Genomic DNA, 25,691 nt, shown 5'->3' on the forward strand with positions numbered 1-25,691 from the left:
GAGCGCCGTCGAGCAGACGAAATTTCAGTCCGTATTGCGGATGACGTTCTGCGGCAGGGGAACCGCCTCGTCGGTCATCCGCTCGGTGTGCATGTCCAGCCCGCTGACGGTCACGGCCAGCGTCGAGCGGAGCGAGGCGGCGCGTCCGATGCGGAGCCGGTGTCCGAGCCCCGCCGCACCCATGTACTGCCGCACGTCCTGATTCTCCATGTCCTGATCATAGGCCCACTTCGCGGGGTCGGTCTCGGCCACGGTGCCCGAACGGTCGATCAGCCCGACGCCCCACAGCGAAAAGTCGCCCGCATGCCGTGTCGGGAAGTGCAGCTTGAACGAGAGGTCCTGATAGCTCGTACCGTCGGCATCCTCGGGCAGCAGGGGCGTGAGCAGCGCGAGGGTCGAATAGCGGTAGTTGAAGAGGTAGGAGCCATCGTAACGCTTCGAAAAAGGCCCCTCCGAAGCGACGTCGATGCCGAGCGCCCCCAGCTGGAAGGTATGTTCGCGGCGCGTGTCGTTGCCGTTGCGCAGATAGATGTCGAAGACCCCCGAGAGGGCATTGCCGTACTCGGCCGGGAAGGCCCCGGTGTAGAAATCGGAGTTGCCGAGCACCTGGCTGCTCAAGGCCGTGAGGCCGCCGCCCCCGAAGGTCGTGACCTCGGCAAAATGGTTCGGATTGGGAATCTCGACCCCCTCCATGCGCCACTGCAGGAACTTCGGGGCATTGCCGCGCACGACGATGCCGTTGTTGCCCACCGTCGAGGCAACCCCGGCAAACGAGGAGACCAGCCGCGCCGGATCGTCCATGCCGCCCGCATAGCGGCTCGCCTCCTCGACGCTCAACATGCGTCCGCCGGCCAGGGCCATGCTGTTCAGCGGCTGGGTCTTGTCGACGGTGGGGCGGACGACGACCTCGCCCACGGCAATCAGGCTCTCCTGCAGGCGGACATGCAGGACAACCTCCTTGGACGAGCCGACGAGAATCTCCTTGAGCAATACGGGTTCATAGCCCAGGCAGGAGACCTCGACGTCGCAGCGCCCGACGGGAACGCCCGTCAGGGCAAAGCGGCCCAGCGAATCGGTCACCGTACCGACCGCAGGCTGCACACCGGCCAGCACGACCGTGGCATAGGGGACGGGACGGCCGCCGCTCCGCTCGGAGACGACACCCCGCAGGGTCTGCGCGGAGGGGAGAGCCTGGCCGCACAGCAGCAGGGGAAGCGGCAGCAGGAAAAGAAGCAGGGAAGCGATCTTCATCATGGCATCATTTGCAGGTTTGCAACCGACACAAAATTAGCCGCCAGAGCCGGGCCCGGCAATACTGATTAATCAGTAATCGGAGGCTACGCCTCCAGCAGTCCGAGAATCCGGGCGTACTTGATCGCCTCGATGGAGTTGCTCACGCGGAGCTTGGAGAGGATGCGCTGCCGGTGCGTGTTGACCGTATGGACGCTGATATGGAGTTCGTCGGCAATCTCCTTGCTCAATGCACCCCGTTCGATCAGCCGCAGGACCTGCACCTCGCGCGGCGAGAGGATTTCGTCGCGGTCGAAGAAGTCGTCCGGCGGAGAGAAGCAATCCCCGCTCCGGGTGTCGATCAGCTGCGAGACCACCTGCCAGGGCGGCAGCTGGTTCGGCGAAAGGTTGACGATGCTCAACACCAGCCAGACGTTGCCGCGGCTGTCGGTCTCGAGCACCTGCATCTCCTCGGTAATCCGCCGGTAGGAGCCCTGCACCAGCGCCCGGTATTCGCGGATGAGCTTGTAGCGGCGGACGTCGCGGCGCTGCTTTTCGTGCAGGAAGACATGCCGTATGCCGGCCACGCCGTTCTTCGCGACCGCAAACAGGTCGTCGGGATGAATCCGCACGCCCGTATAGCCCTCCTGCGGCGTACTGAAGAGCGTCTTGTGGTAGTCCGATTCGTAGACATGCTCGCGCCGGCAGAGGTCGAAGATCGAAAGGGCGCTCCCGGCAAAGAGGGGCGACGAGGACAACAGCCCGACATGCCGTTCCAGCCGGCCGTAGTCGAGCTCCTCCCTGCAGAACTGCTGCGCGGAGAGCAGCTCCATGTATTATTTCTGAATCGCCTGCATAGGACAAGGTAATACAAATATACTATTAATCTCGGAATTCACTCCACAATTCCTCACGGAATACCGACAATCCATCGCATTCGTCTGCCGCACGGGGCGGTTCGTCGACGGGATCGGGCAATTCGTCTATTAGGATTGCACGGGCGGGAGGCGCCTGCTACATTTGCACCAGCAAAACCGAGGAAACCGATGAGGACAAAACAGATAGGATGGATCGGATGCGCCGCCTGGCTCGCATGGGGCACCGCCGCAGCACAGGAGACCGCCATCCCGCAGCAAACGGGGCTGACGCCCGTCGAGGTGACCGTGCAGGAGCCCGAAACGACGGAGCCCGCAGCCATGGCGGCATCGCCGCAGCGGCAGGCGACGGACGAGCGGCCAGCCGTGAAGGGCTGGACGCTGCAGGAGTGTCTGGACTATGCGCTGGAGAACAACATCCAGCTGCAACAGAGCCGCAACGACTACCTTTCGGGCGTGGAGGATACGAAAGAGGCAAAAGCCGCACTGCTGCCGTCGCTCGCAGCCTCGACGACGCAGGCCTTCACGAACTACCCCTCGTCGAACGTCTCCGACAACAACAGCTACACGGGGACCTACGGCCTCAATGCCGATCTGGTGCTCTATCAGGGCGGGAAGCTCCGCACGGCCGTCCGCCAGCAGCAGCTTCAGAACCGCATCGACGCACTGACGGTCGAGGAGGCCGAGATCGACATCCGGCTGGCCATCGTCGAGGCCTACATGCAGGCGCTCTACGCCTCCGAGGCGGTGGAGATCGCCGCCGGCACGGCCGAAGTGTCGCGGGCACAGCGCGACCGGGCCCGCGAGATGTGGCAGACGGGGTCGATCAGCAAGGTCGACTTCGCCCAGATCGAAAGCCAGCACGTGAGCGACGAATACCAGGTCGTCGTGGCCCGCACGACACTCGACAACTACAAATTGCAGCTCAAGCAGCTGCTCGAACTCGACATAACGGACGAAATGGAACTTGCCGCGCCTGCCGCAGATGAGGATAAGGTGGTGCTGGCTCTGCCCCCAAAAACCGAAATCTACGCATCGGCACTGGATGTCATGCCCGAAATCCGACGGGGTGACCTCTCCATCGAAGCAGCAGAGCTGGAAGTCAGGCAGGCGCGCGCAGGGTTCCTTCCGTCCGTTTCCCTTACGGCGGGCATCGGCACCGGACACATGTCGGGCGGCTCGTTCGAGAGCGGGTCGCAGGTGTGGAACCGCTTTAACGAGAACGTCGGGCTGTCGCTCAACATCCCGATCTTCTCGAACCGCCGCAACCGCACGGCCGTGAACAAGGCGCGCATCGCCGCCACGAACAGCCGGCTCGAACGGCTCAATCTCGAAAAGACGCTGCTGCGCGAGGTCGAGACGGCCTATCTCGACGCGGTATCGGCCCAGTCGCAGTACACGGCTGCCGTCGAGAAGCGCCGCTACGCACAGGAGAGCTACGACCTGACCGACGAGCAGTTCCGCGTCGGCATGAAGAACACGGTCGAGCTCATCACGGCGCAGAACGAACTTTCGTCGGCCCGGATGGAGGTCCTGCAGGCGAAATACGTCGCGCTGCTCAACATGGCGCTGCTCGACATCTACCGGGGCAGGCCCGTATCGGCGATCTGACACGCGAACAATCAAACGACGCATAAACAATCATGAAACGAAAGAACGTGCTCATCGCGGCATACATCCTCTTTGCCGCCGTTGTGCTCTGGGTGGTGCTGCGCCCGTCGAAGCGGGAGGACATCGCACTGGAGACCGCACCCGCGGAGCGCATCGCGATCAGCAATTCGGTGACGGCGACCGGCACCGTGGAACCCGTCACCGAAGTGGAGGTCGGTACGCAGGTCTCGGGCATCATCGACCGGCTCTACGTCGACTACAACGACGTCGTGAAGGCCGGGCAGTTGATCGCCGAGATGGACAAGGTGACGCTTCAGGCCGAACTCAAGTCGTCCGAAGCCGAGCTGGCAAGCTGCAAGACCGAATACGAATACCAGTCGAAGAACTACGCCCGGACAAAAACGCTCTACGAAAAGGAGCTCGTCAGCGACCAGGAGTACGACGAAGCGCTCTACCTCTATGAGAAGGCCCGCAGCGCCTACGAGCAGTCGCAGGCGGCGATCGTCAAGGTGAAGCAGAACCTCGACTACGCGACCATCACGTCGCCCATCGACGGCGTGGTCATCAGCCGGGCCGTCGAGGAGGGTCAGACCGTGGCCGCGGGCTTCGAAACCCCGACGCTCTTCACCATCGCCAACGACCTGACGCAGATGCGTGTCATCGCCGACGTCGACGAGGCCGACATCGGGCAGGTGGCCGACGGACAGCGCGTGCAGTTCACCGTGGACGCCTATCCCGACGACACGTTCGAGGGAACGGTCGAGCAGGTGCGGCTCGAGGCGACGACCGAATCGAGCGTCGTGACCTACGAGGTGGTCATCACGGCCTACAACCCCGACCTGAAGCTCAAACCCGGGCTGACGGCCAACGTCACAATCTTCACGCTCGAAAAGGAGAACGCTCTCTCGGTACCGACCAAGGCGCTGCGGTTCGTTCCCGATGCCAGGCTGCTCGCCGAGATTGACCTGACCCTTGCGACGGATTCGATGCCGGCCGTTGCCGGGAAGCGCGAGGTGTGGGTCCGCAGCGGCGGAACGCTCACGCCGCGCTACGTGACGACCGGTGCGACGAGCGGCGACCGCACGGAGATTCTCGACGGCCTGACCGACGGCGAAGAGGTGGCCGTTGCCATGACATCGACGGCCTCCGTCGAGCAGATGCCGACCGCCGAGCGCAGCCCCTTCATGCCGACGCCTCCGGGCGGCAACAAAAAGAAATAGCCATGCAGACGGACGTTCAGGCCAAAGAGGTCATCCGCCTCGAAAACATCCGGCGCGACTTCCGCGTCGGTGACGAGACGGTGCATGCGCTGCGCGGCGTGTCGTTCACGATCCGCGAGGGGGAGTTCGTCACGATCATGGGCACGTCGGGATCGGGCAAGTCGACGCTGCTCAACACGCTCGGGTGCCTCGACACGCCGACGGCAGGGGAGTACTACCTCGACGGCATCTCCGTGCGCACGATGGACAAGAACCAGCGGGCCACGCTGCGCAACCGCAAGATCGGCTTCGTCTTCCAGAACTACAACCTGCTGCCGAAGACCACGGCCGTCGAGAACGTCGAGCTGCCGCTGATGTACAATCCGCAATGCTCGGCCGCCGAGCGGCGCGAACGGGCCGTCGAGGCGCTGAAGGCCGTGGGGCTGGGCGACCGGCTGCTGCACCGCAGCAACCAGATGTCGGGCGGACAGATGCAGCGCGTGGCCATCGCCCGGGCGCTGGTGAACGACCCGGCGGTGATCCTCGCCGACGAGGCGACGGGCAACCTCGACACGCGCACGAGCTTCGAGGTGCTCGTGCTCTTCCAGCAGCTGCACGCCGCGGGGCGCACGATCATCTTCGTGACGCACAACCCCGAGATCGCCCAGTACAGCAGCCGCAACATCACCCTGCGCGACGGCCGCATCACGGACGACCGGCGCAACGATCACATATTGAGTGCGGCCGACGCGCTGGCGCGGCTGCCCAGACAGGAGGAGTAGACCATGAATTTCGCCAATCTTTTCAAAATCGCCGTCAAGGCGTTGAGCAACAACAAGCTGCGGGGTTTCCTGACGATGCTGGGCATCATCATCGGCGTGGCGTCGGTCATCACGATGCTGGCCATCGGGCAGGGCTCGAAGCGCAGCATCCAGGCCGAGATCAGCGAGATGGGTTCGAACATGATCATGATCCATCCGGGCGGCGACCGGCGCGGCGGCGTGCAGTTGAGCGCCGACGACATGGAGTCGCTCAAGCTCCAGGACCTCGAGGACATCCAGACCAAGACGCGCTACGTCACCTACGTCTCGCCGGCGGTCAACAGCGCCGGACAGGCCGTCTATGGGTCGAACAACACCCCGACGACGGTCTACGGCGTGAATCTCGACTACCTGGAGATCCGCCGCTACCGCATCGCCGACGGCGACAGTTTCTCGGAGCAGGACATCCGCACGGCGGCCAAGGTGTGCCTCGTGGGGCAGACGGTCGTCGAGGAGCTCTTCCCCGACGGCGAGAACCCCGTGGGGCGGGTGATCCGCTTCGGGACGATCCCGTTCCGCATCGTCGGGGTGCTCGAGAGCAAGGGCTACAACAGCATGGGCATGGACCAGGACGACCTGATCATCGCCCCCTACACCACGGTGCAGAAACGCATCCTGGCCATCACGCACCTGCAGGAGATCGTCTGCTCGGCGCTGACCGAGGCCTATACCGACCAGGCCATCGACGAGATCACGACGATCCTGCGCGAGAACCACCGGCTCAAGCCGACGGACGAGGACGACTTCTCGATCCGCTCGCAGCAGGAGATGACCTCGATGCTCACCTCGACGACCGACATGATGACCGTGCTGCTGGCGGCCGTGGCGGGCATCTCACTGCTGGTGGGCGGCATCGGCATCATGAACATCATGTACGTCTCCGTGACGGAGCGCACGCGCGAGATCGGACTGCGCATGTCGATCGGCGCCAAGGGGCGCGACATCCTCGCACAGTTCCTCATCGAGTCGATCCTCATCAGCGTCACGGGCGGTCTGATCGGCGTCGTGCTGGGCATCGGCGCAGCCGTCGCGGTCAACATCATCGCGGCGTTCCCGATCTACATCCAGCCGTGGAGCGTCTTCCTCTCGTTCGCCGTCTGCACCCTCACGGGGGTCTTCTTCGGCTGGTATCCCGCACAGAAGGCCGCCATGCTCGACCCGATCGAGGCGATCCGCTACGAATAACCGGATTCACGGGCAGCGGAATATCGCAGGGTCACCGGGCCGGTTCCGCGCTTCAGCCCGATAAATTTTTTGTATCTTTGCATTATGACCGCACTGCAATCGAAATACACCGGGTGGCTCATCCACCTCACGATCTGGGCCGTGATCTTCGGCATGCCGCTCTTCGTGACCAATCCCCACCGGCCGCTGATGAGCGGCCCGGAGTACGGACGCTTCCTCGTCGTGCCCCTCTCGTTCATGGTGGTCTTCTACACGAACTACCTGCTGCTGATCGACCGCTACCTCACCTCGCGGCGCATCGGCCGGTTTCTGGGCTGGAACCTGCTGCTCATCGGCGCGGTCATGGTCGGCGTGCACCTGCTCTTCCGCCATGTGCTGCCGCCCGACTCGTTCCGTCCGCCCGTGGCGCGGCCGTGGCAGGATTCGCTGCGCTTCTTCACCGGAAACGCCCTGCTCTACATGCTGGTTGTGGGCGTGGGCGTCGCCATCCGCATGACAAGCGGCTGGTACCGTGCCGAAACGGCCCGCCGCGAACTGGAGCGCAGCCGCACCGAGGCCGAGCTGCAGAACCTCAAGAGCCAGCTGAACCCCCATTTCCTGTTCAACACGCTCAACAACATCTACTCGCTCATCCAGCTCGACAGCGAGAAGGCGCAGAGCGTGGTCCACGACTTGAGCCGTCTGCTGCGCTACGTGCTCTACGACAGCAGCCGCCCGACGGTCCCGCTGCGCGCCGAGGTGGACTTCCTGCGCGACTACATCTCGCTGATGCGCATCCGCCAGCCGCGCCACGTGCGCATCTACGTCTCGCTGCCCGAAGCGCCGTCCGATACGCCCGTCGCGCCGCTGCTCTTCATCTCGCTCGTGGAAAACGCCTTCAAGCACGGCGTGAGCAACGAGAAACCCTCCTACATCACCATCGAACTGAACGAGATCGAAGGGCAGCTGATCTGCCGCATCCGCAACAGCTGCTTTCCGAAGAACGCCGCGGACCGCAGCGGCTCGGGCATCGGGCTGAAAAACCTGCAAAAGCGCCTCGAAATGATCTATCCGGGCCGCTACACGTTCGAATACGGACAGCTGGGCGACGCGGATTACCAGGCGCTGCTCACCATCCGACTGAAAGAGCCATGAAACTGACCTGCGCCATAATCGACGACGAGCCGCTGGCCGTCGAACTGATGGAGGGATACGTCCGCAAGACCCCCTTTCTGGAGCTGTGCGGCTCGTTCGGGAGCGGCACGGCCGCCTTCGAAACGCTGTGCGAACATCCCGTCGAGGTGCTCTTCTGCGACATCCAGATGCCGGGGCTGAACGGCATGGAACTCACGCGCATGCTCCCCGCCGAGACGCGCGTCATCTTCACCACGGCCTTCGACAGCTACGCCGTCGAGGGCTTCCGCGTGCGGGCCATCGACTACCTGCTCAAGCCGATCAGCTACAGCGACTTCCTCACGGCGGCCCGCAAGGCCCTCGAATGGTTCGAGATCAAGCGCCGCGCCGAAAGTGCCGGACAGAGCGCCGCACCGGCTACCGCAGCTGCCGGGCCGCCCGACGGACAGACGTCCGGACCGGGCGCCTCCGGACTGCGGAGCATCTTCGTCAGGACCGAATACCGCCTGCAGCAGATTCCGCTGGACGGGATTCTCTACATCGAGGGGCTGAAGGACTACGTGAAAATCCATCTCGAAGGGGAGCCGCGCCCGGTGCTCTCGCTCATGAGCCTCAAGTCGCTCGAGGAGCAGCTGCCCGCCGACCGTTTCTTCCGCGTACACCGCTCCTACATCGTGCAGCCGGCGAAGATCCGCACCATCGAGCGCAACCGCATCGTCTTCGGCAAGGAGTACATTCCCATCGCGGAGAGCTGCCGCCAGTCCTTCTTCGACTTTCTCTCGCGCCACGCCCTGCTGCCGCAGGGAGAGTGATCCGGCGACGCTATTCGCGCTTGCGGTAGGTGAGGGCGGCCAGCAGGTCGGCCACAACGGCAAAAAGTCCCAATGCCAGCATATCCGCGCCGAGTTCCGGGCACGCCGTACCCTTGAGATAGACCGCCTGCATGATCCCGATGAAGTAGCGGGGCGGCAGCAGGCGCGTGATACCCTGTGCCCATGCGGGCATCGAGGCCACGGGGGTAATCAGGCCGCTCATCAGCACAAAGAGCATCACGATGAAGAACATGACGAACATCGCCTGCTGCATCGTCGCGGAGTAGTTGGCGACGACGACCCCGATTCCGGACATCGTAAGGACGAAGAGCACGGCCGCCAGCAGGATCGTCGCGGGAGACCCCGCGGGCACGAGCCCGTAGACGGCCCAGGCGAGCAGCATGGCCAGCGTCAGGGCGACGAGCCCGACGATCCAGTAGGGGATGAGCTTGGCCAGCGTGAAGACATAACGGTTGACGGGCGTCACGTTGATCTGCTCGATCGTCCCGGTCTCCTTCTCGCTGACGAGGTTGAGCGCCGGGAGAAAGCCGCACAGCAGGATGAGCAGCATGATCATCAGCGCCGGAATCATGTAATGGCGGTAGTCGAGCGTCGGGTTGTAGCGGTTTTCGACAACGACGAGCTCCGCTCCGGCTCTCCGGCCGTGCTCTCCGGCGAGTTCGGCCACGGTCTGCACGACGACCTGCACGGCATACTGCGCCCCGAGGCTCCCCTTCAGGGCATTCACGCCGTTGGCCGTGATCCGCACGCTTTCGGGCTGTCCTGCAAGGAGCGACTCGCCGAATCCGTCCGGTACCTCGACGATGACGTCGGCGTCGCCCTTCTCCAGCATGCCGAGCGCCGCGGCATAGGTGTCGACCGTCCCGGCAAACTGGAAGGAGTCGGAGGCCCCGATCTTCGCGGCGAGCCGCCGCGAGGCGCTCGAGCGGTCGCCGTCCACGGTCACCACGCCGACCTGCCGCACGTCCATCGTCGTGACCCACGGCGTGAGGAGCATGACCATCAGCGGGAAGCCCAGGGCGAGCTTCGGAAGAAACGCGTTCCGGAAGAACTGCCGGAACTCCTTGTCGAGCAGGATAAGCAGTGTACGCATGGTCATTCGAGTCTGTCCTTGAATTTCTTGAGAGCCACGGCGATCAGCACGGCGGCCATCGCCAGCAGGACCGCCGTCTCCTTCAGCACGGCGCCGAAGGGCAGGCCTTCGATCATCAGTTTGCGCATGGCCGCGATGTACCAGCGGGCCGGGATGATGCACGTGAGGGGGCGGAGCACCGCGGGCATGTTCTCGATCGGGAAGGCCATGCCCGAGAGCAGGATGACGGGGAGCATGAGCACCATGCCCGAAAGGAGCATCGCCACGACCTGCGTGCGGGCCACGGTCGAGAAGAAGAGACCGAGAGCCAGCGCCAGCACGATGTAGAGCAGCGAGATGCCGAGCAGCGCCGCGATCGACCCCGACATCGGGACGTCGAGGGCAAAGTGCGCCAGCAGCAGGATCGTCATCAGGTTGATGCACGAGAGGGCCAGGTAGGGGACCATCTTGGCGAGGATGATGCGCAGGGGCCGCACGGGCGAGACGAGCAGCACCTCCATCGTACCAGTCTCCTTCTCGCGCACGATCGACACCGAGGTCATCATCGCACAGATCAGGATGAAAATCAGCCCCATGATCCCCGGCACGAAGTTGTAGGCGCTGTCCATGCGGGGATTGTACATCAGGTGCACGTCGGGCATCCATGCGGAGCTTCCGGCCCCGGCCGCAAGGACACGCTGCACGTACCCGGCCCCGGCTGCCGCGACATTGGGATTCGAGGCGTCGAAGACCAGCTGCACGGCGGGCCGCACCTCCCCGCCCGCGGCCGCACGGGCCATCGTGCGGTCGTAATCCGCGGCGAAGAGCACCACGACATCCGCCTCGCCGCGGCGCAGCACGTCGTCGACGGCGTCGGGCGCAACATAGCCGCGGAACGTGAACTGCGGATTCGCGGCGATCCGCCGGACCTGCTGCCGGAGATGCTCCGTGCGATGCGGGGCCGCGACGGCCACATCGAGGTTGCGCACCTCGGTCGAGAGGGCGAAGCCGAAGAGGAGCAGCTGCACGACGGGAATGCCCAACACGATGAGCATCGTGCGGCGGTCGCGCAGGATATGCAGCGTCTCCTTGCGGACGAACGACAGAAAACCTCCCATATCACTCACTGCGTTTGGCGTCACGGGCCAGGATGCGGAAGAGCTCGTCCATCGACTCCGCGGCGAATTGTTCCTTCAATGCGGCGGGAGCGCCGAGCGCGCGGATGCGGCCGTCGACCATGACCGACACGCGCGAACAGTACTCCGCCTCGTCCATGTAATGCGTCGTCACGAAGAGCGTCGTCCCCGCTTCGGCGGCCTCGTAGATCAGCTCCCAGAACTGGCGCCGCGTCACGGGATCGACGCCGCCCGTCGGTTCGTCGAGAAAGACCACCTCGGGCTCGTGGAGCGTCGCCACCGAGAAGGCCAGTTTCTGTTTCCAGCCCAGGGGCAGCGAACCCACGAGCGTGCGGCGCTCGGCGCGGAAGTCGAGCCGCGAGAGGAGTGCGGCGGCACGGCGCAGCATGCGGCCGCGCGTCAGCCCGTAGATGCCGGCATAGAGACGGATATTCTCCCAGACGGTCAGGTCGTCGTAGAGCGAAAAACGCTGGCTCATGTAGCCGATGCGGCGCTTGATGCACTCGCCCTGCGTCGCGATGTCGAAGCCCGCGACCGTGCCGCCGCCCGACGTCGGACGGCTCAACCCGCAGAGCATCCGCATCGCCGTGGTCTTGCCTGCGCCGTTGGCCCCGAGGAAGCCGAAAATCTCCCCGCGGGCGACGTCGAACGTGATGCGGTCCACGGCGACGAAATCGCCGAAATGCTTGCTCAATTCGCGGACGGATATGATCGGATCATTCATGGCGCATGAGTTTCATGAAGACATCCTCGATTCCGGGCTCCGCGCCCCCGAGGCGCACGTCCGGGAAGCCCTCGCCGGCCAGCTGCCGGAGGAAGGCCGCGGGATCGAATCCCTCCTCGGCGACCAGATGGTGCACCGACCCGAAGGGGTAGCACTCGCCGACCCCCGGCATGCGGCGCGCAGCACACAGCAGCCTGTACATCTCCGGTCCCGAAAGCGCATAGAGTCTCCCGTCGAAGCGGCCGACGATCCCCTGCGGTGTGTCGATGCCGAGCAGGCGGCCCCGGTCGACGAGCGCGATGCGGTCGCAGCGCTGCGCCTCGTCCATGTAGGGCGTCGAGACGAGGATCGTGATGCCGCGGCTTTTCAGTCCGGCAAGCAGCTCCCAGAACTCGCTGCGCGACACGGCATCGACGCCCGTCGTCGGTTCGTCGAGAAAAAGCACCGAGGGACGGTGGATCAGGGCGCAGCAGAGGGCCAGCTTCTGTTTCATGCCGCCCGAGAGCTTGCCCGCACGGCGCGTGCGGAAGGGCTCAAGGCGGCGGTAGATCGGGGCGACGAGGTCGTAGTTGTCGCGCACGTTGACCCCGAACAGGGCAGCGAAGAAGGCGAGGTTCTCCTCGACCGAAAGATCGGGGTAGAGCGAGAAGCGCCCCGGCATGTAGCCCACGCGTTCGCGGATGCGGCGGCTGTCGCGCACGATGTCGCATCCGTCGACCGACGCCGTACCGGCATCGGGCACGAGCAGCGTCGCAAGCAGCCGGAAGAGCGTCGTCTTGCCCGCGCCGTCGGGACCGATCAGCCCGAAGAGCTCGCCGCGCGCCACATCGAACGAGACGGCATCGAGCGCCGTCAGCGTCCCATAACGCCGGGTCAGCCCCCGCACCTCTATGGCATGACTCTTCGGCATGGCACTCAACGCGGAAGTTTCACCTCGCCGTACAGACCCAGCTTGAGCCGGCCGTCGTTTTCGACGGCGATCTTCACGGCGTAGACCAGATTGGCGCGCGTATCGCGCGTCTGGATGTTCTTGGGCGTAAATTCGCTCTCCGACGCGATCCACACGACACGTCCGGGGTAGTCGTACCGCGCCCCGCCGCCGAAGTCGGCCGTTACGGTCACCTCCTGCCCGAGTTTCAGACCGGCCAGCCGGTCCGAGGTGAAGTAGGCCCGCAGGAAGAGACGCGACAGGTCGGCCACGCACATCAGCGGACGCCCCACCGAGGCCAGTTCTCCCGCCTCGGCATACTTGGCCAGCACGGTCCCCGCCACGGGCGAGACGATGCGGCTCTTGGAGAGCAGGTCCTCGACCTGCGCAATCTGCAATCCGAGGGCCGCGGCATTCTCGTCGATCGAGGCCGAGTTTTTATAGAGCGTCGAGAGGGCGGCCTCGAGCTGGCTCTCCAGCACGCGCAGCTGCGCGTCGATATCGTCCAGCTGCTTCGCCGTGGCGGCACCGTCCCGCAGGAGCTGTTCCACGCGGCGGCGCTCGGTCTGCTGCTTGGCGATCTGTTCACGCAGCGAGGCCGCCTGCCGCGCCACATCGGGACGCGAGTTCAGCAGCGAGGCCAGCTGGCGTTCCAGCTGTAGTTTCCGAAGGTGGAGCTGCACGGTGTCGATCTCGCCCACAAGCTCACCGGCCGTCAGCAGGTCGCCCTCCCCGACATCGAAGCGGCAGATGCGTCCCGACGCTTCGGCCGAGACGACCACCTCCGTCGCCTCGAACGTCCCCGCCGCATCGAAATCCGTACCGCGCCCGCAGGCCGCGGCCAGCAGCGCGAATGTTCCGCAAATCAAGATTCGTTTCATCGGTTCATCGTATGTTTCAGTTCATAAATCGCCTTGAGCAACTCAATCTCCCGGGCCGCACGCGCCGCTGCCGCGGCATCCTCGCCGGTGATCGTCCGCAGCAGGTCGTTCGTGTCGATCACGCCGTTGCGGAGTTTCGACTCGGCGGCTTCGCGCACGGCGCGGCGCAGCTGCACGATGCGGTCGTCATCGGCCAGTGCACGGCGCAGACGCGCGATCTCCCCGCTCTCTTCGGTTGATTCCAACCGGTTGTTGAAGAGGAAAATATCCCGCTGCACCTCAATCTGCCGTCGAGCTGTCCGCAATTTGCCGAGCGTATTGCGCCGCGTGTAGTAACCGCCGATGTTCCACGACATCCGCACCCCGATCAGGGCGTTCCACGACCAGTCGCCCGTCATCATGCCCTGCATGTAGTCCAGCCCGGGATATCCGTAGTACCCCTGCGCAAAGAGCCCGAAACGGGGCCGCGTGGCGACCTTCACCTGCCGTTCGCGCGCCGTCAGCAGCTCCGCACGGGCATCGAACCAGGCCAGTTCGGGCCGGACCGGTTCCACGGCGGCGGGTTCCGCCGCATCCGGACGCTCCAGCACCTCGTCGCCGAGCTCCCGCCCGATGAAGAGGGCGAGCATGCGGCGGTAGCTGTCGCGCGCGGCCTCGATCTGCCCCCGCTGCTGTCCGGCGGCAAGAAGTTCGGCCTCGACGGCATCGGCATCGCTCTGCATCGCCACACCGCCGCGCTGCAGGGCGCGGACCTTGTCGAGGTTGCTGCGCAGCAGGCCGATCGTCAGGTCCGCCTGCGCCAGCCGTTCGTCGAGCAGCAGGATGCCGAAATAGAGCTCCGTCACGCGCCCCTCAAGGGCATAGAGGTCGACATCCGTGGCGCGGCTCTGCTCTGCGGCCTCCGCCTCGGCGAGCAGGCGGTCCGCCGCAGACTTGCCACCGTCCCAGAGCGTCTGCGAAAGTTCCAGCTGCAGGCGGTACTGGTCGCGGTGCATACCGGGAATCGTCACGCCCTGTTGAGCGAGCATGCCGGTCAGCGCATCGGGAAAATTGGGGGCATCGGTCTGCCACGTGGCCTGCGCCCCGAGCGTCAGCGCCGGAAGGCAGGCGCGCCGGGCATTCGAAATGTCATAGGCCGCCGTGCGGCGGATCAGGTCGTACTGCCGGATCGCAGGGTAGTGTTCGCGCGCCAGACGGCGACACTCGTCGAGCGTCAGCTGGGCGCGGACCGGAAACAAGGCGGCCAGAGCCGCCACAAGCAGGATCAGTCGTTTCATGGGTCACAGTTTCAGAAGCCTTCGCCGGATGATCTCGAGCGTCTCGGCCTTGCGGAGCGCGAAAAAACGCTCCCGGTCGGCCGTCAGGTCGCCGAGGATCGGCTCGATGACGGGGTAGGCGATAAAGGAAAAGACATTCAGCGAGATGATGTCCAGCAACAGCATGCGCACGTCGATCCGCCCGCTCTCGCCGCGCGCGGCCGCAGCATCCAGCTCGCACTGCACGTCGCCCATGAGCCGCTCGGCAACCTCGCGGATGCGGCCGCGCATGGCATCGTAGCGCTCCGGATGCGAGAAGACCTCGTTTACGATGAAGCGCGGCAGGTCGGGATTCGCGGCAATGAAGTCGAAATGGCGGGCGATGCCGTCGCGCAGGCGCTCGTCAAGCGGCAGCTCCGGCTGCCCGAGGGCCGTCAGGACCGATTCGCTCATCATCCGCATCTTCTCGTCGAGAATGCGGTTGAAGAGCTGCTCCTTCGTGCGGAAATAGTAGTGGAGCATGGCATGCGTGACGCCCGCCGCCTCGGCAATCGAGGTCGTGCGTGCGCCGTCATAGCCCCGGGTCAGGAATTCGCGTTCGGCCGCCTCGAGGATCGCCTGCTCGCTGTTCCGCGTCGGTTTCGCATCGTGTGTTTCGGATGTTAACATTTTTATTTAACAAAATTGTTAATGCAAACATACGACAAAGAAACGAGACTTCCAACAATCCGACAAATTATTTTGCAAAAAGGGCAAAAACAAGCCATAAGGGCGAGAGAAACGGGGAGGGGCATCGGGAATGCGGGCAAGGGCGGGAAACACCGGAACAGGCATCTTCGGAAGGGGACAAGACCGGAAACGGGCGCTGAACGGCGGAAATGTCCCCAAAGGGAAGAGCAAACGGGAGGATCGGAGCCGAAGCCGAAACTCGGCAAGAGGGCACGATACGGACGGGAAGGCAGGATTATATATAAGGATATCAGGCGCAGCCGGCAGGAAAAACGGAGAAGGAGGGAACCGCGCGGAGGATCACGGAGAAAAGCAAAGCGGGGAACGGCAACCGTTCCCCGTCGTATCAGGCCTCCTTTTCGAAGGTCGTGGCGACCTGCCGCAGGTAGTCGACAATGGGCAGGTGCTGCGGACAGCTCTGCTCGCACTGGCGGCAGGCGATGCACTGCGACGCCTTGCCGTGCGACCGGGTGAGATTCTCGTAGTAGACGCTCTGGATCGAGAAACCGCGGTTGAGCGACTGTTTCTCGGCATTGTAGAGCGCGAAATAGTCGGGGATGGCGATCCGCTCGGGACAGCCGTCCACGCAGTAGCGGCACGCCGTGCAGGGGATGGCAATCGAGCGGTTGACGATCTCCACGACATCGGCAATCGCCCTGCGTTCGCGCGCGTCAAGGGGTTCGAAATGCTGCATGAAGCCGGTGTTCTCGCGTAGCTGCTCGAGCGACGACATGCCGCTCAATACCATCATCACCCCCTCGAGGCTCGCGGCGAAACGGATGGCCCACGCCGCGGGCGAGAGGTCGGGCCGCACGTCGTGCAGCAGCCGCTCGGCCTCCTCGGGCAGGCGCGCCAGCGTGCCGCCCTTGACCGGCTCCATGACGACGACGGGCTTGCCGTGGCGCCGCGCCACCTCGTAACACCTGCGCGACTGGATGCTTTCGTTGTCCCAGTCGAGGTAGTTGATCTGCAACTGTACGAACTCCGTCTCGGGGTGTGTCGTGAGGATCTCGTCGAGCAGTTCGGCCCGGTCGTGGAACGAGAAGCCGAGCCGCCGGATGCGCCCCTCGGCCTTCATGCGCCGCGCAAAGGCGAAGCTGTCGAAGCGCCGCACGTTCTCGTAGTGCGAGACATTGAGGTTGTGCAGCAGATAGTAGTCGAAATAGTCGACCCCGCACTTTTCGAGCTGCTCGGCGAAGATGCGCTCCTGGTCGCCCTCCTTTTCGAGGAACATCGTCGGGAGCTTCGAGGCCAGCGTGAAGCTCGCACGGTCGTGGCGCCGCACGAGGGCCTCGCGCATCACCGTCTCGCTCTTGAAGTCGTGGTACATGTAGGCCGTGTCGAAGTAGGTGAAGCCCCGTTCGAGGAACGTGTCCACCATGCGTTCGACCTGTGCCGTGTCCACCGCCGCAAAGTCGTCCTCTCGCAACAGCGGAAGACGCATGCAGCCGAATCCGAGTTTTCCTGCCATCGCCGTCGTTATTTGCGGATCACGTAGTTGATGAGGGCCCAGCCGCCGAAGAGCTGCACGAGCATGCCCGGTACGCCGAGGCGGAAGTCCTGCACGGCGGCACGGAAGTCACCGACCCAGGCCCACTCGCCGAGCGAGCCGACGACCTGATAGGTCAGGATGACGGCCGCGAGCACACCGAGCGACACCCGTCCGAAGCGCGCGGCGGCCCAGCCGGCGGCGAGCGCCAGAATGACCGACTTGAAGAGGATGGGCACGAGGGCCGCAGCGGCCGGCATGCCGAAGAGCAGCGAGTTCACGAGCGGCGAGACGACGGCCGTGAGCAGGCCCACGCGCCAACCGTACTTGCAGGCGCCGACGAGCGTGAAGAAGTAGATGGGCAGCCACGTCGGCCCGCCCAGGTGCACCTGGTGGCACAGCTGCGGCAGCAGGATGTTGCCCACGGCAAAAAGCGCCGCGAAGAGGTAGGTTTTCGCATTCGCAAACTCCAGCGAATAGAGTTTTACAGTGGTTGTTTGCATGGTTTATCTCGATTAAAAGTTCACATTCAGACCGCCCAGCACCGTAGCCCGCGGCATCGGGAATCCGGCGTTGATCTCGTAGCGCTGCGCGAGCAGGTTTTCGCCACGGACAAAGATACGGAGATTTTTGCAGATGCGGAAACTTCCGCTCATGTTCCACAGCAGAAAATCCTCCTGCTCGTAGTGCCCCGCCCCGGCGACCACGACCGCCGTGTAGAGCCCGGCGACATACTGCACCCCGGTCGACAGCGACCAGCGGCCGTGCACGTAGTCGGCACCGACGTAGAGTTTGTGCTCGGGCGACGCCAGCACGGGATGCACCATGTCGAGCCAGCTGTAGTTGGCCGCAAGCGTCCAGTCGTCCGACGCCCGGAAGGTGAGGCTCGCCTCGACGCCGCGGTTCTCCACACGCCCCGTATTGACGTTAAGCGGGCGCCCGTCGACGGGCATGCGCACGATGAGGTTCTCGCCGTCGATATAATAGAGGTTGACGCCGTAGGAGAGCCGTCCGCCGAGGAGCCGCTGCGAGAAGGACACCTCGTAGCACCACAGCCGTTCGGGCTCCAGCGCGGGATTCGCCGGGGCGAACATGTAGAGCTCGCGGATCGTGGGGTAACGGAACCCCTTGCCGGCCGTGGCCTTCAGTTCGGCATCAGCCGCGGGGAAACGCCACGACAGACCCGCCTGCGGCACCCACTCCGTGCCGACGTGCGAATGGTGGTCGACGCGCACCCCGGCATCGAGCGTCAGCCGCGTGCCGATCGTCTGCCGGAAGTCGGCATAGGCCGCCACTTCGTGCTGCACCTTGTCGGCGAGCGTCTCCTCGTGCCCGTCCGCATAGCGGTTCCACGACACGCCGCCGAAGCGGAAATAATCCGCCCCGACCGTCAGCCGGTTGCCGCGGAAAAGCCGGATGCCCTGGTAGAGCGACAGGCCCAGCTGCCCGTCGCGCGAATAGAACCGGTAGTCGAGCGGCTCTTCGCCGGGGGCGTAGCCGTCGTTGATGCGGTGACGGCCCCAGTTGTAGAAGAGGCTCAAGGCGCCCGAGCTCCGCTCTCCGTCGTTCTCCACGACGACCGAGGCCGCGCCGCGCGTGATGTGCTGGTCGTTGTCCCGGAGCGGTTCGTAGACCGTCCCGGGGTTCGACGCGTCGAAATGCGTCAGGTTCACGTCGCCGCGCACGCGCCACGCCTCCGAGAGTTCGTACCCGACGCCGGCATAGCCACCGTACTGGCCGAATCCCATGTCGGTGCGGTGGCCGTCCGTGCGGTTGTACGAGGCCGTCACGACACTCGAAAAGCGCCCCTTGCGCACGCGGTTGGCAAATTCGGTCTGCAACGTATTGAACGACCCGCAGGCCGCCTGCAGGCTGTTGTGCACGCCCTCTTCGCGCTGCCGGCGCGTCACGATGTTGATGACGCCGCCCATGGCATTCGAGCCGTAGAGCACCGACGCCGGGCCGCGCAGCACCTCGACCCGCTCGGCCAGCAGCGACTGGCAGGCATCGGCAATGGGATGCCCCATCAGCCCCATGTACTGGGGATGGCCGTCGATGAGCACGAGCAGCCCCGTCGTGGGGACGCCCTCCTGCACCGGGCCGCCGATGCCGCGCAGCGACATCTGCCCGGCCGCACCGCCCGACACGCCGTAGCCCATCACGCCGCGTCCCGTGACGAAGAGCCCCGGAACCTGCTCGGCGAGCGTCGGCAGCAGCGAGGGTTCGTAGCTGCTTTCGATCCGTTCGCGCGAAACGACCGATACGGTCATCGGGAGGTGGCGGATATCCGTCCGCGTGCGCGAGCCCGTTACCACGACGCTGTCGATCGGATGCACCCCGGAGCGCTCCGTGTCGCCGGTTGCCGCGCCCATGTCGGCGCCGGCCGCCACCGTTGCGGCAAGCAGCGCCGCCAGCACAAGCATGTTTTTCAACAGCTCCTTCATTGTTGCCCCGCGATGAACCTGCGGATCAGCGGCAGACACTCTTCGGCCGTGCGGCAGTCGCGGCACAGCGTCTCCACGGGGCACCAGCCCGTCTTTGCACGGTTGATGATGTGCGGGACCTCGAGCCCGTACTCCACGGGGATGTGCGCCGCGGCAAAGAGCCCGAGCGCCGGGGTGCTGACCACCTCCGCATAGACCCCGCGCACGCCGCCCAGCACCATGAGGGCCGCAGCCCCCTTGCCCACGACCTTGTCGGCAACACAGGCTCCGGAAAGGAAGGTCGCATCGGTCTCGAGCAGGCGGAAGAGGTCCTTCACGCCGCGCTCGCGGAATATGCGCGTCTCGGCCCCGTTGCGAATCACGCACGAGGCCTGCTCGTCGCGGAGCAGGTCGACCAGCTGCCGGCGCTCCGTTTCGTTCAGTTCCATATCACTTCTCATCTTCGGAAAGTTTTACACCGCACTCCCGCAGCCAGCGCTCCACGGCCGCTGCGGCGCTGCCGGCCGAACCGCCGCGCACGGGAAGCCCCTTTTTCACCCCGGCATCCGGACAAAGCGCCCGGATATCCGCCTCGCTGCGGCCCATGCCGCTGCCGCCGTGCGTCATGAAGGGCAGGAGGGTCTTGCCCGCAAAGTCATGCGACGAGAGGAACGTCGCCACGGGAGGCGCCATGGTGCCCCACCAGCAGGGCGAGCCGACAAAGATCAGGTCGTAGCCCGCCAGATCGACCGTGTCGCCCCGCAGGGCGGGCCGCTTGCCGGCGGCAATTTCGCGGCGGGCCTGCTCGACGACCGTGTCGTAATCGGTCGGGTAGGCCTCGGCGGGGCATATCTTAAAGAGATCGGCACCCGCCTGCCGGGCAATCTCCGCCGCAAGGCGGCGTGTGTTGCCGCTGTGGGAGAAGTAGACGACGAGTGCCTTCCGGCCCGAGGCCGCACGGGCTTCGGAGGAGCCGCCGCCCAATGTCAGGGCTACGAAGGTCAGCAGTACGGAAAATGTTTTCATGTGTCGTTATTCTGTTTGTTCACACGACAAAGGTAGGGGATTCCCGCCGCACAGACACCATACGGATTCCAGGAACTCTTACCATTATTACGGGTCAATAGCCGAAACGCCGCACGGCCAGCCCCTCTTGCCGGCGAAGCCTTCGCAGCCGAACGACACGGCGCTCACCCGCAGGTTCGTGCGGCCCAATGTACGGTATTCCATAACTCGATGATTGATCGCCTCCGCCCGGCATGCGTCACGGCGCAACCGGTGCGGAGACACGTACAAAAATAGCGAAAAAATCCTCCGGACGGTCAGTTGACCGTCCGGTATTCGTTCGGCGAGCAGCCGACCGCCTGCTTGAAGAACCGCGTGAAGTGCGCCGGATACTTGAATCCCAGACAATAAGCGACATCACTCACCGACCGGCGCCGGTCGAAGAGCAGTTCCTTCGCCATGTCGATCAGCTTCAGGCGGATGTGCTCCTGCGCCGTGCGGCCCGTCTCGCGCTTGACCAGATCGCCGAAGTAGTTGGGCGAGAGGCAGAGCTCCCCGGCGCAGTACTGCACCGTAGGCAGTCCGACGGTCTGCGGCCGGTCCGAACGGAAATAGTCGTTCAGGATACGTTCGAAACGCACGAGGATATCCTTGTTGGCCACGTTGCTGCGCGTGAGGAACTGCCGGTCGTAGAAGCGCGTGCAGTAGTTGAGCAGCATCTCGATGTTGTTGACGATGAGCGTGCGGCTGTGCTGGTCGATGGCGTGCTGCAGCTCGTGTGAGATGTTGCGCAGGCACTCGACGACCGTCTGCCGCTCCTGGTCCGAGAGGTGCAGCGCCTCGCGTACCTCGTAGGAGAAGAAGGTGTAGCGGCCGATGTTGCGTCCGAGCTCCGTGCCGCGCAGCAGGTCGGGGTGGAAGAGCAGCGCCCAGCCCCGCGGACGATGCGCCTGCCCGTCGTCCTTCACGCCGAAGAGCTGTCCGGGCGCCAGGCAGACCAGCGTCCCGGCCTGATAGTCGTAGGTCTGACGGCCGTAAATGAGATTGCCGCAGTTCACCTCCTTGAGGAAGACGGCGTAGAAGCCGAACATGCGCAGCCCCGACCGCACGTCCGTTTGCAGCTGCGAAAAATCCACCACGCTGACCAGCGGGTGCAGGGTCTCGACCCCCATGAGGTCGTTGTACTGGAATACATGATCCAGATGCAGAATGGTATCCATCGTGTTCCGGCCGGGGGGATGCGTCGCCGCACGCCGGACCCGCTTCCGTGTCCGCTGCGCCGGTTCCGTTCCCGACACTGCAAAATTACGCAGACGCCCGTTCCCGCGATGATACGGATCACGGTTTTAGTTACCCGAATTACCTGCCGCGCCCGGAAAACGGCCGCGCGGAGCCGCCTGTCCCAGATTTCGGTCTGCCGCTCCCCGATTCTGCATGCCGTCTCTCCCGATTCCGCCTGCCGCCCCTCACGGCCGGAAGCATACACGGGGAAAAGCCGACAAATCCGACACTTTCGGCGACAGGGCGCACACCCCGCGGGGCACATTCCGACAAAACCGGATTGCGGATTTCGCATTTCAGGCTTTTCTTCGTATATTTGTTAACGGGAAACCGTTGCAGGACCGCTCCACGGAACCGCAGCGGCGCACCCGGCACGAAACCACCCGGTCCATTATGAAACTCACGCATTCATTTTTCGCCCCGGCTCTCGACTCCACGCAGAGCACCGTCGATACGGAAGCCCTCGACCGGAGCATCGACCTCTACAACGGGAAACAATACCTCGAGGCGCTGCACACGCTGCTCGACTTCCTGAATCCGGCATTCCGCGGCAAATACGGCAACGCCGACGGCACGCAGTTCCGCATTCCGCACGGTTCGATCCTGGTCGACATCCTCGTCCGCGACGACCGGCTGCATATCGGCGCCGACTTCCTGAAGCTCCCCGAAAAGGGCCGCGTGGCCATGCTCCGGCAGGTGTGCGACCTGTCGCTCAACAACCTGCTGCTGCCGCGCTTCCGCAAGGAGGGCGACCGCCTCCGAATGGAGTACACGTGCCCGCTGTCGCAGAGCCATCCCCACAAGCTCTACTTCATCCTGCGCAACATCTGCCACGTGGGCGACCGCTACGACGACGAGTTCCGCACGAAATTCAAGGCCGTGCGCTGCTACGAACCCCGCGTCACGCCCTATGCGGAGGCGGAGGTGGAGCGCCTGCACGAGGCGGTCGTGCAGACCTGCCGCGAGACGCTCGACGCCGTGCGCGAATATGAGACCGAGCGCAAATACGGCTATGCGTGGTGCATAATCGACACGGCGCTCTACAAAATCGCCTACATCGCCCATCCGCAGGGGCAGCTGATGAACGACCTGGACAAGGCCGTGGACGACATGGACCGCGAACTGCCCGTGGCCGAGCTGGTGACCAAAGGCAAGGCCTTCCTCGAACGGATGCGCGACATGCCGCGCGAGGAGCTGGCCGCCAATCTCTACTATGTCGACACGCTCGTCTCGACGAAGCGGCGCTCGTCGCTCGGCAACGTGCAGGAGAACCTGAAGGATATCTACAACGAGGCCACCGATGCCATCCAAATCAAGGATTTCGAGCGCAGCGCCGTGCGGATTCTCTACAAGCTCTATGAGATGTACTACTACATCGACGTGCAGGACGACCTGAATGCGCTTGTGGTGCGGGCCCTCAGGGAGTCAGCCAACAAGCCGATGGAGGAGGCCTCGGCCATCCTCTACGAGGCGGTCGGGAACATCATGGACGGCGAACTGGAGCCGGAATGGGACGCGCCCGGAGATGGGGCCGACGGCAATGCCCCGGGCGGCAGTGCCGACGAGGCCGCCGAAGCGGCACGGGCCGCAGCCGCCGCCATGAGCGGCCGGATTGCCGACATGCAGACCCGCATGCAGGAGGCGCTCGGGCGGGGCGACACGGCGGAATACATGCGGCTGGTCACGGAGTTCCAGCAGCTGGTGATGCGCCCGGAGGACGGGAATACGAAATAAACGAAGCAAAGCAGACGACAATGGAACGCGAAAAGAGTTACAGGACAGTATTCAAGGTGACCCATTCGGGCGGATCGGGGAGTTGCTTCTACCTGAAGCGCCACGGCCTCTTCGTCACAAACTACCACGTCGTGGAGGGATACCGCGAGGTCGCCATCCAGGACAACGGCCGCAACCCCCATGCGGCGCGCGTCGTGCTGGTCAACCCGACGCTGGACATCGCGCTGCTCGCGGCCGAGGGCGACTTTTCGGAGCTGCCCGAGATACGGCTCGCCGCGGACGACTCGCTGACGATCGGCCGCAAGGTCTACGTGGCGGGCTATCCCTACGGCATGCCCTTCACCACGACCGAAGGCACGGTCTCCTCGCCCAAACAGCTCATGGACGGCAAATATTACATCCAGACCGATGCGGCGGTCAACCCGGGCAACTCGGGCGGTCCGATGTTCGACGAGGAGGGCGAAGTCGTGGGCGTCACGGTGAGCAAGTTCACGCAGGCCGACAACATGGGCTTCGGCATCCGCGTCGAGGCGCTGCGCCGGCTGCTCGAGACGATCGACGGACTGGACCGCACGCGCTATCAGGTGCAGTGCGGCAGCTGCGACACGCTCATCGCCGACGAAGAGGAGGAGTACTGCACCTCGTGCGGCGACAAACTCCCCGATGGGGTCTTCGAGGTGCACGAACTTTCACCGCTGGACCGCTTCGTCGAGAGCGCCATCGAACGGATGGGCATCAATCCCGTGCTGGCGCGCGACGGCTACGACTCGTGGCTCTTCCACAAGGGGAGTTCCGAAATCCGCATCTTCGTCTACGAGGAGAGCTACCTCTTCGCCACGTCGCCAATCAACCTGCTGCCCAGGAAAGAGGTCGAGCCCGTGCTCGACTACATGCTCTCGGAGGATTTCGGCCCCTACAAGCTCGGAATCGAGGGGCGGCAGATCTACATCGCCTACCGCATCCACCTCTCGGACATCACCCCCGAGTCGGAGGAGGAGATACGCCGCAACCTGGTCAACCTGGCGCTGCAGGCCGACGAGATGGACAACATGCTCGTCGAGCGCTTCGGCTGCGAATTTTCGGAATACTCGAAAACCGACGCCTGACGCCCCTGCCGCATGCGCCGACACGAAAAAAGACACCGCTATGAACCGCATCCTGCATCTGGACCATGTCCGGCAATACAACGAGCTGCTGCAGGTGGAGACGCTCCACCCGCTGGTCGGCGTCATCGACTTCGCACAGTGCCGGCCCACGGAGCACATCCGTTTCTGCTTCGGCTTCTACGCCATCTTCCTCAAGGAGGTGCGGTGCGGCGACCTCATCTACGGACGCAGCACCTACGACTACCAGGAGGGGACACTCGTCTGCCTGGCGCCGGGGCAGTGCATCGGCGTGGACAACCGGGGCGTGAAGTTCCAGCCCAAGGGGTGGGCGCTGCTCTTCCATCCCGACCTGCTGCGCGGCACGCAGCTCGGGCGCGACATCCGCCGCTACACCTTCTTCTCCTACGAGGTGAACGAGGCGCTGCACCTCTCGGAGCAGGAGCGGCACACGGTAGTCGACTGTCTTCAAAATATCCGCCACGAGTTGCAGCAGCCCGCCGACCGGCACAGCCGCACGCTCATCGTCAACAACATCGAGATGCTGCTCAACTACTGCACGCGCTTCTACGACCGGCAGTTCATCACGCGCAGCCAGATCGCCAACAAGGACATCCTCGCCCGCTTCGAGCGCATCCTCGACGACTATTTCCGCTCGGACCGTCCGCAGACCGTCGGGCTGCCCACGGTGCAGTACTGCGCCGGCGAGCTGCACCTCTCGCCCAACTACTTCGGCGACCTGATCAAGCGCGAGACGGGCCGCACGGCGCAGGAGCACATCCAGCTGCGCCTGATCGACGCGGCAAAGGAGCGGATTGCGGACAGCAGCCGGCAAATCGGCGACGTGGCCTGCGAACTGGGGTTCAAGTACCCACAGCACTTCACACGCCTGTTCAAGAAGATTACTGGCCGCACGCCCAACGAGTACCGCAGGACGGTCTGACCCGCACGGGCGGGGCAGAGACGAAGAAGTCCCGACCTCCGAAACCGGAGATCGGGACTTTCTTCAAGACACGGGCGCGCCGGAGCGGCCGGGGAGGCCGAATGGGCACCACGGCCGGGT

General features: G+C 64.5%; 23 protein-coding genes and 1 pseudogene. 9 read left to right on the plus strand and 15 right to left on the minus strand.

Annotated features, from left to right (window positions below):
- Positions 1–24: 24 nt before the first annotated feature.
- Together Q1Y33_RS07205 and Q1Y33_RS07210 are read right to left on the minus strand one after the other, a co-directional pair.
- On the minus strand, positions 25–1,254 hold the full coding sequence (locus Q1Y33_RS07205) for a carboxypeptidase-like regulatory domain-containing protein (protein WP_300799067.1): 1,230 nt from the start codon (positions 1,252–1,254) through the stop codon (positions 25–27).
- An 83-nt stretch (positions 1,255–1,337) separates the two neighbouring features.
- Positions 1,338–2,063 carry a response regulator transcription factor gene (locus Q1Y33_RS07210; RefSeq protein WP_300799068.1) on the minus strand — a complete coding sequence of 242 codons (726 nt, stop codon included), beginning with the start codon at positions 2,061–2,063 and terminating at the stop codon, positions 1,338–1,340.
- Between the two features lie 213 nt (positions 2,064–2,276).
- Between Q1Y33_RS07210 and Q1Y33_RS07215 the strand changes: the two genes are divergently transcribed.
- The 6 genes from Q1Y33_RS07215 to Q1Y33_RS07240 all read left to right on the plus strand — a co-directional run bounded on the left by Q1Y33_RS07215 (position 2,277) and on the right by Q1Y33_RS07240 (position 8,846).
- On the plus strand, positions 2,277–3,716 hold the full coding sequence (locus tag Q1Y33_RS07215) for a TolC family protein (RefSeq protein ID WP_300799069.1): 1,440 nt from the start codon (positions 2,277–2,279) through the stop codon (positions 3,714–3,716).
- A gap of 32 nt (positions 3,717–3,748) precedes the next feature.
- Positions 3,749–4,936, plus strand: coding sequence for an efflux RND transporter periplasmic adaptor subunit (locus tag Q1Y33_RS07220; RefSeq protein WP_300799070.1), 1,188 nt, complete (start codon positions 3,749–3,751; stop codon positions 4,934–4,936).
- A 2-nt stretch (positions 4,937–4,938) separates the two neighbouring features.
- Positions 4,939–5,697 carry an ABC transporter ATP-binding protein gene (locus tag Q1Y33_RS07225; protein WP_300799071.1) on the plus strand — a complete coding sequence of 253 codons (759 nt, stop codon included), beginning with the start codon at positions 4,939–4,941 and terminating at the stop codon, positions 5,695–5,697.
- A gap of 3 nt (positions 5,698–5,700) precedes the next feature.
- Positions 5,701–6,921 carry an ABC transporter permease gene (locus tag Q1Y33_RS07230; protein ID WP_300799072.1) on the plus strand — a complete coding sequence of 407 codons (1,221 nt, stop codon included), beginning with the start codon at positions 5,701–5,703 and terminating at the stop codon, positions 6,919–6,921.
- Between the two features lie 84 nt (positions 6,922–7,005).
- Positions 7,006–8,055, plus strand: a complete 1,050-nt coding sequence (locus Q1Y33_RS07235; protein WP_300799073.1) for a histidine kinase — start codon at positions 7,006–7,008, stop codon at positions 8,053–8,055.
- Positions 8,052–8,846 carry a LytTR family DNA-binding domain-containing protein gene (locus Q1Y33_RS07240; protein WP_300799074.1) on the plus strand — a complete coding sequence of 265 codons (795 nt, stop codon included), beginning with the start codon at positions 8,052–8,054 and terminating at the stop codon, positions 8,844–8,846. The genes Q1Y33_RS07235 and Q1Y33_RS07240 overlap by 4 nt, the downstream gene beginning before the upstream one ends.
- A 10-nt stretch (positions 8,847–8,856) precedes the next feature.
- Here the strand turns inward: Q1Y33_RS07240 and Q1Y33_RS07245 are convergent, their stop codons facing one another.
- From Q1Y33_RS07245 to Q1Y33_RS07305, 13 genes and pseudogenes are all read right to left on the minus strand, one after another.
- Positions 8,857–9,960 (minus strand): ABC transporter permease, encoded by a 1,104-nt coding sequence (locus Q1Y33_RS07245; protein WP_300799075.1) that lies wholly within the window; start codon positions 9,958–9,960, stop codon positions 8,857–8,859.
- Between the two features lie 2 nt (positions 9,961–9,962).
- The gene (locus Q1Y33_RS07250; protein ID WP_300799076.1) at positions 9,963–11,057 is read right to left on the minus strand and encodes an ABC transporter permease; all 1,095 of its coding nucleotides are present in this window, start codon (positions 11,055–11,057) and stop codon (positions 9,963–9,965) included.
- A gap of 1 nt (position 11,058) precedes the next feature.
- Positions 11,059–11,790, minus strand: a pseudogene (locus Q1Y33_RS07255) (ABC transporter ATP-binding protein); the annotation flags it as partial.
- Position 11,791: 1 nt separating this feature from the next.
- Positions 11,792–12,709, minus strand: a complete 918-nt coding sequence (locus Q1Y33_RS07260; RefSeq protein WP_300799078.1) for an ABC transporter ATP-binding protein — start codon at positions 12,707–12,709, stop codon at positions 11,792–11,794.
- Positions 12,710–12,714: 5 nt separating this feature from the next.
- On the minus strand, positions 12,715–13,608 hold the full coding sequence (locus tag Q1Y33_RS07265; RefSeq protein ID WP_300799079.1) for an HlyD family efflux transporter periplasmic adaptor subunit: 894 nt from the start codon (positions 13,606–13,608) through the stop codon (positions 12,715–12,717).
- On the minus strand, positions 13,605–14,885 hold the full coding sequence (locus Q1Y33_RS07270; protein ID WP_300799080.1) for a TolC family protein: 1,281 nt from the start codon (positions 14,883–14,885) through the stop codon (positions 13,605–13,607). The genes Q1Y33_RS07265 and Q1Y33_RS07270 overlap by 4 nt, the downstream gene beginning before the upstream one ends.
- A 3-nt stretch (positions 14,886–14,888) precedes the next feature.
- Positions 14,889–15,533: a TetR/AcrR family transcriptional regulator gene (locus tag Q1Y33_RS07275; RefSeq protein ID WP_300799081.1), complete on the minus strand. Its 645-nt coding sequence runs from the start codon at positions 15,531–15,533 to the stop codon at positions 14,889–14,891.
- A gap of 406 nt (positions 15,534–15,939) precedes the next feature.
- On the minus strand, positions 15,940–17,064 hold the full coding sequence (locus Q1Y33_RS07280) for an aldo/keto reductase (RefSeq protein ID WP_300799082.1): 1,125 nt from the start codon (positions 17,062–17,064) through the stop codon (positions 15,940–15,942).
- A gap of 8 nt (positions 17,065–17,072) precedes the next feature.
- The gene (locus Q1Y33_RS07285; protein WP_300799083.1) at positions 17,073–17,585 is read right to left on the minus strand and encodes an ECF transporter S component; all 513 of its coding nucleotides are present in this window, start codon (positions 17,583–17,585) and stop codon (positions 17,073–17,075) included.
- Positions 17,586–17,597: 12 nt separating this feature from the next.
- Positions 17,598–19,505 carry a TonB-dependent receptor gene (locus tag Q1Y33_RS07290; protein WP_300799125.1) on the minus strand — a complete coding sequence of 636 codons (1,908 nt, stop codon included), beginning with the start codon at positions 19,503–19,505 and terminating at the stop codon, positions 17,598–17,600.
- A gap of 17 nt (positions 19,506–19,522) precedes the next feature.
- Positions 19,523–19,966, minus strand: coding sequence for a DUF1893 domain-containing protein (locus Q1Y33_RS07295; RefSeq protein WP_300799084.1), 444 nt, complete (start codon positions 19,964–19,966; stop codon positions 19,523–19,525).
- On the minus strand, positions 19,956–20,531 hold the full coding sequence (locus Q1Y33_RS07300; protein ID WP_300799085.1) for a flavodoxin: 576 nt from the start codon (positions 20,529–20,531) through the stop codon (positions 19,956–19,958). Before Q1Y33_RS07300 ends, Q1Y33_RS07295 begins: the two co-directional genes overlap by 11 nt.
- 296 nt (positions 20,532–20,827) lie before the next feature.
- Complete coding sequence (locus Q1Y33_RS07305; protein ID WP_300799086.1) at positions 20,828–21,730, minus strand: helix-turn-helix domain-containing protein; 903 nt, start codon at positions 21,728–21,730, stop codon at positions 20,828–20,830.
- A gap of 454 nt (positions 21,731–22,184) precedes the next feature.
- Here Q1Y33_RS07305 and Q1Y33_RS07310 point away from each other — a divergent pair, with 454 nt between their 5' ends.
- Genes Q1Y33_RS07310 through Q1Y33_RS07320 form a run of 3 tightly spaced genes read left to right on the plus strand, consistent with a single transcriptional unit; the run spans position 22,185 to position 25,571 of the window.
- A complete protein-coding gene (locus Q1Y33_RS07310) occupies positions 22,185–23,525 on the plus strand; it encodes a hypothetical protein (protein ID WP_300799087.1) in 1,341 nt (446 codons plus the stop codon).
- A gap of 20 nt (positions 23,526–23,545) precedes the next feature.
- Positions 23,546–24,631: a serine protease gene (locus Q1Y33_RS07315; protein WP_300799088.1), complete on the plus strand. Its 1,086-nt coding sequence runs from the start codon at positions 23,546–23,548 to the stop codon at positions 24,629–24,631.
- A 40-nt stretch (positions 24,632–24,671) separates the two neighbouring features.
- Complete coding sequence (locus tag Q1Y33_RS07320; RefSeq protein WP_300799089.1) at positions 24,672–25,571, plus strand: helix-turn-helix transcriptional regulator; 900 nt, start codon at positions 24,672–24,674, stop codon at positions 25,569–25,571.
- Positions 25,572–25,691: the final 120 nt, after the last annotated feature.

Origin of the sequence: uncultured Alistipes sp., assembly GCF_949296715.1 — a bacterium.
Classification (GTDB): Bacteria; Bacteroidota; Bacteroidia; order Bacteroidales; family Rikenellaceae; genus Alistipes.

Coding starts and splice junctions, on each gene's coding strand:
- Q1Y33_RS07245 (WP_300799075.1), bottom strand. CDS start 9,960: ATGCGTACACTGCTTATCCTGCTCGACAAGGAGTTCCGGCAGTTCTTC.
- Q1Y33_RS07265 (WP_300799079.1), bottom strand. CDS start 13,608: ATGAAACGAATCTTGATTTGCGGAACATTCGCGCTGCTGGCCGCGGCC.
- Q1Y33_RS07310 (WP_300799087.1), top strand. CDS start 22,185: ATGAAACTCACGCATTCATTTTTCGCCCCGGCTCTCGACTCCACGCAG.
- Q1Y33_RS07260 (WP_300799078.1), bottom strand. CDS start 12,709: ATGCCGAAGAGTCATGCCATAGAGGTGCGGGGGCTGACCCGGCGTTAT.
- Q1Y33_RS07250 (WP_300799076.1), bottom strand. CDS start 11,057: ATGGGAGGTTTTCTGTCGTTCGTCCGCAAGGAGACGCTGCATATCCTG.
- Q1Y33_RS07240 (WP_300799074.1), top strand. CDS start 8,052: ATGAAACTGACCTGCGCCATAATCGACGACGAGCCGCTGGCCGTCGAA.
- Q1Y33_RS07320 (WP_300799089.1), top strand. CDS start 24,672: ATGAACCGCATCCTGCATCTGGACCATGTCCGGCAATACAACGAGCTG.
- Q1Y33_RS07295 (WP_300799084.1), bottom strand. CDS start 19,966: ATGAGAAGTGATATGGAACTGAACGAAACGGAGCGCCGGCAGCTGGTC.
- Q1Y33_RS07225 (WP_300799071.1), top strand. CDS start 4,939: ATGCAGACGGACGTTCAGGCCAAAGAGGTCATCCGCCTCGAAAACATC.
- Q1Y33_RS07290 (WP_300799125.1), bottom strand. CDS start 19,505: ATGCTTGTGCTGGCGGCGCTGCTTGCCGCAACGGTGGCGGCCGGCGCC.
- Q1Y33_RS07210 (WP_300799068.1), bottom strand. CDS start 2,063: ATGGAGCTGCTCTCCGCGCAGCAGTTCTGCAGGGAGGAGCTCGACTAC.
- Q1Y33_RS07220 (WP_300799070.1), top strand. CDS start 3,749: ATGAAACGAAAGAACGTGCTCATCGCGGCATACATCCTCTTTGCCGCC.
- Q1Y33_RS07285 (WP_300799083.1), bottom strand. CDS start 17,585: ATGCAAACAACCACTGTAAAACTCTATTCGCTGGAGTTTGCGAATGCG.
- Q1Y33_RS07270 (WP_300799080.1), bottom strand. CDS start 14,885: ATGAAACGACTGATCCTGCTTGTGGCGGCTCTGGCCGCCTTGTTTCCG.
- Q1Y33_RS07300 (WP_300799085.1), bottom strand. CDS start 20,531: ATGAAAACATTTTCCGTACTGCTGACCTTCGTAGCCCTGACATTGGGC.
- Q1Y33_RS07205 (WP_300799067.1), bottom strand. CDS start 1,254: ATGATGAAGATCGCTTCCCTGCTTCTTTTCCTGCTGCCGCTTCCCCTG.
- Q1Y33_RS07235 (WP_300799073.1), top strand. CDS start 7,006: ATGACCGCACTGCAATCGAAATACACCGGGTGGCTCATCCACCTCACG.
- Q1Y33_RS07275 (WP_300799081.1), bottom strand. CDS start 15,533: ATGTTAACATCCGAAACACACGATGCGAAACCGACGCGGAACAGCGAG.
- Q1Y33_RS07305 (WP_300799086.1), bottom strand. CDS start 21,730: ATGGATACCATTCTGCATCTGGATCATGTATTCCAGTACAACGACCTC.
- Q1Y33_RS07215 (WP_300799069.1), top strand. CDS start 2,277: ATGAGGACAAAACAGATAGGATGGATCGGATGCGCCGCCTGGCTCGCA.
- Q1Y33_RS07280 (WP_300799082.1), bottom strand. CDS start 17,064: ATGGCAGGAAAACTCGGATTCGGCTGCATGCGTCTTCCGCTGTTGCGA.
- Q1Y33_RS07230 (WP_300799072.1), top strand. CDS start 5,701: ATGAATTTCGCCAATCTTTTCAAAATCGCCGTCAAGGCGTTGAGCAAC.
- Q1Y33_RS07315 (WP_300799088.1), top strand. CDS start 23,546: ATGGAACGCGAAAAGAGTTACAGGACAGTATTCAAGGTGACCCATTCG.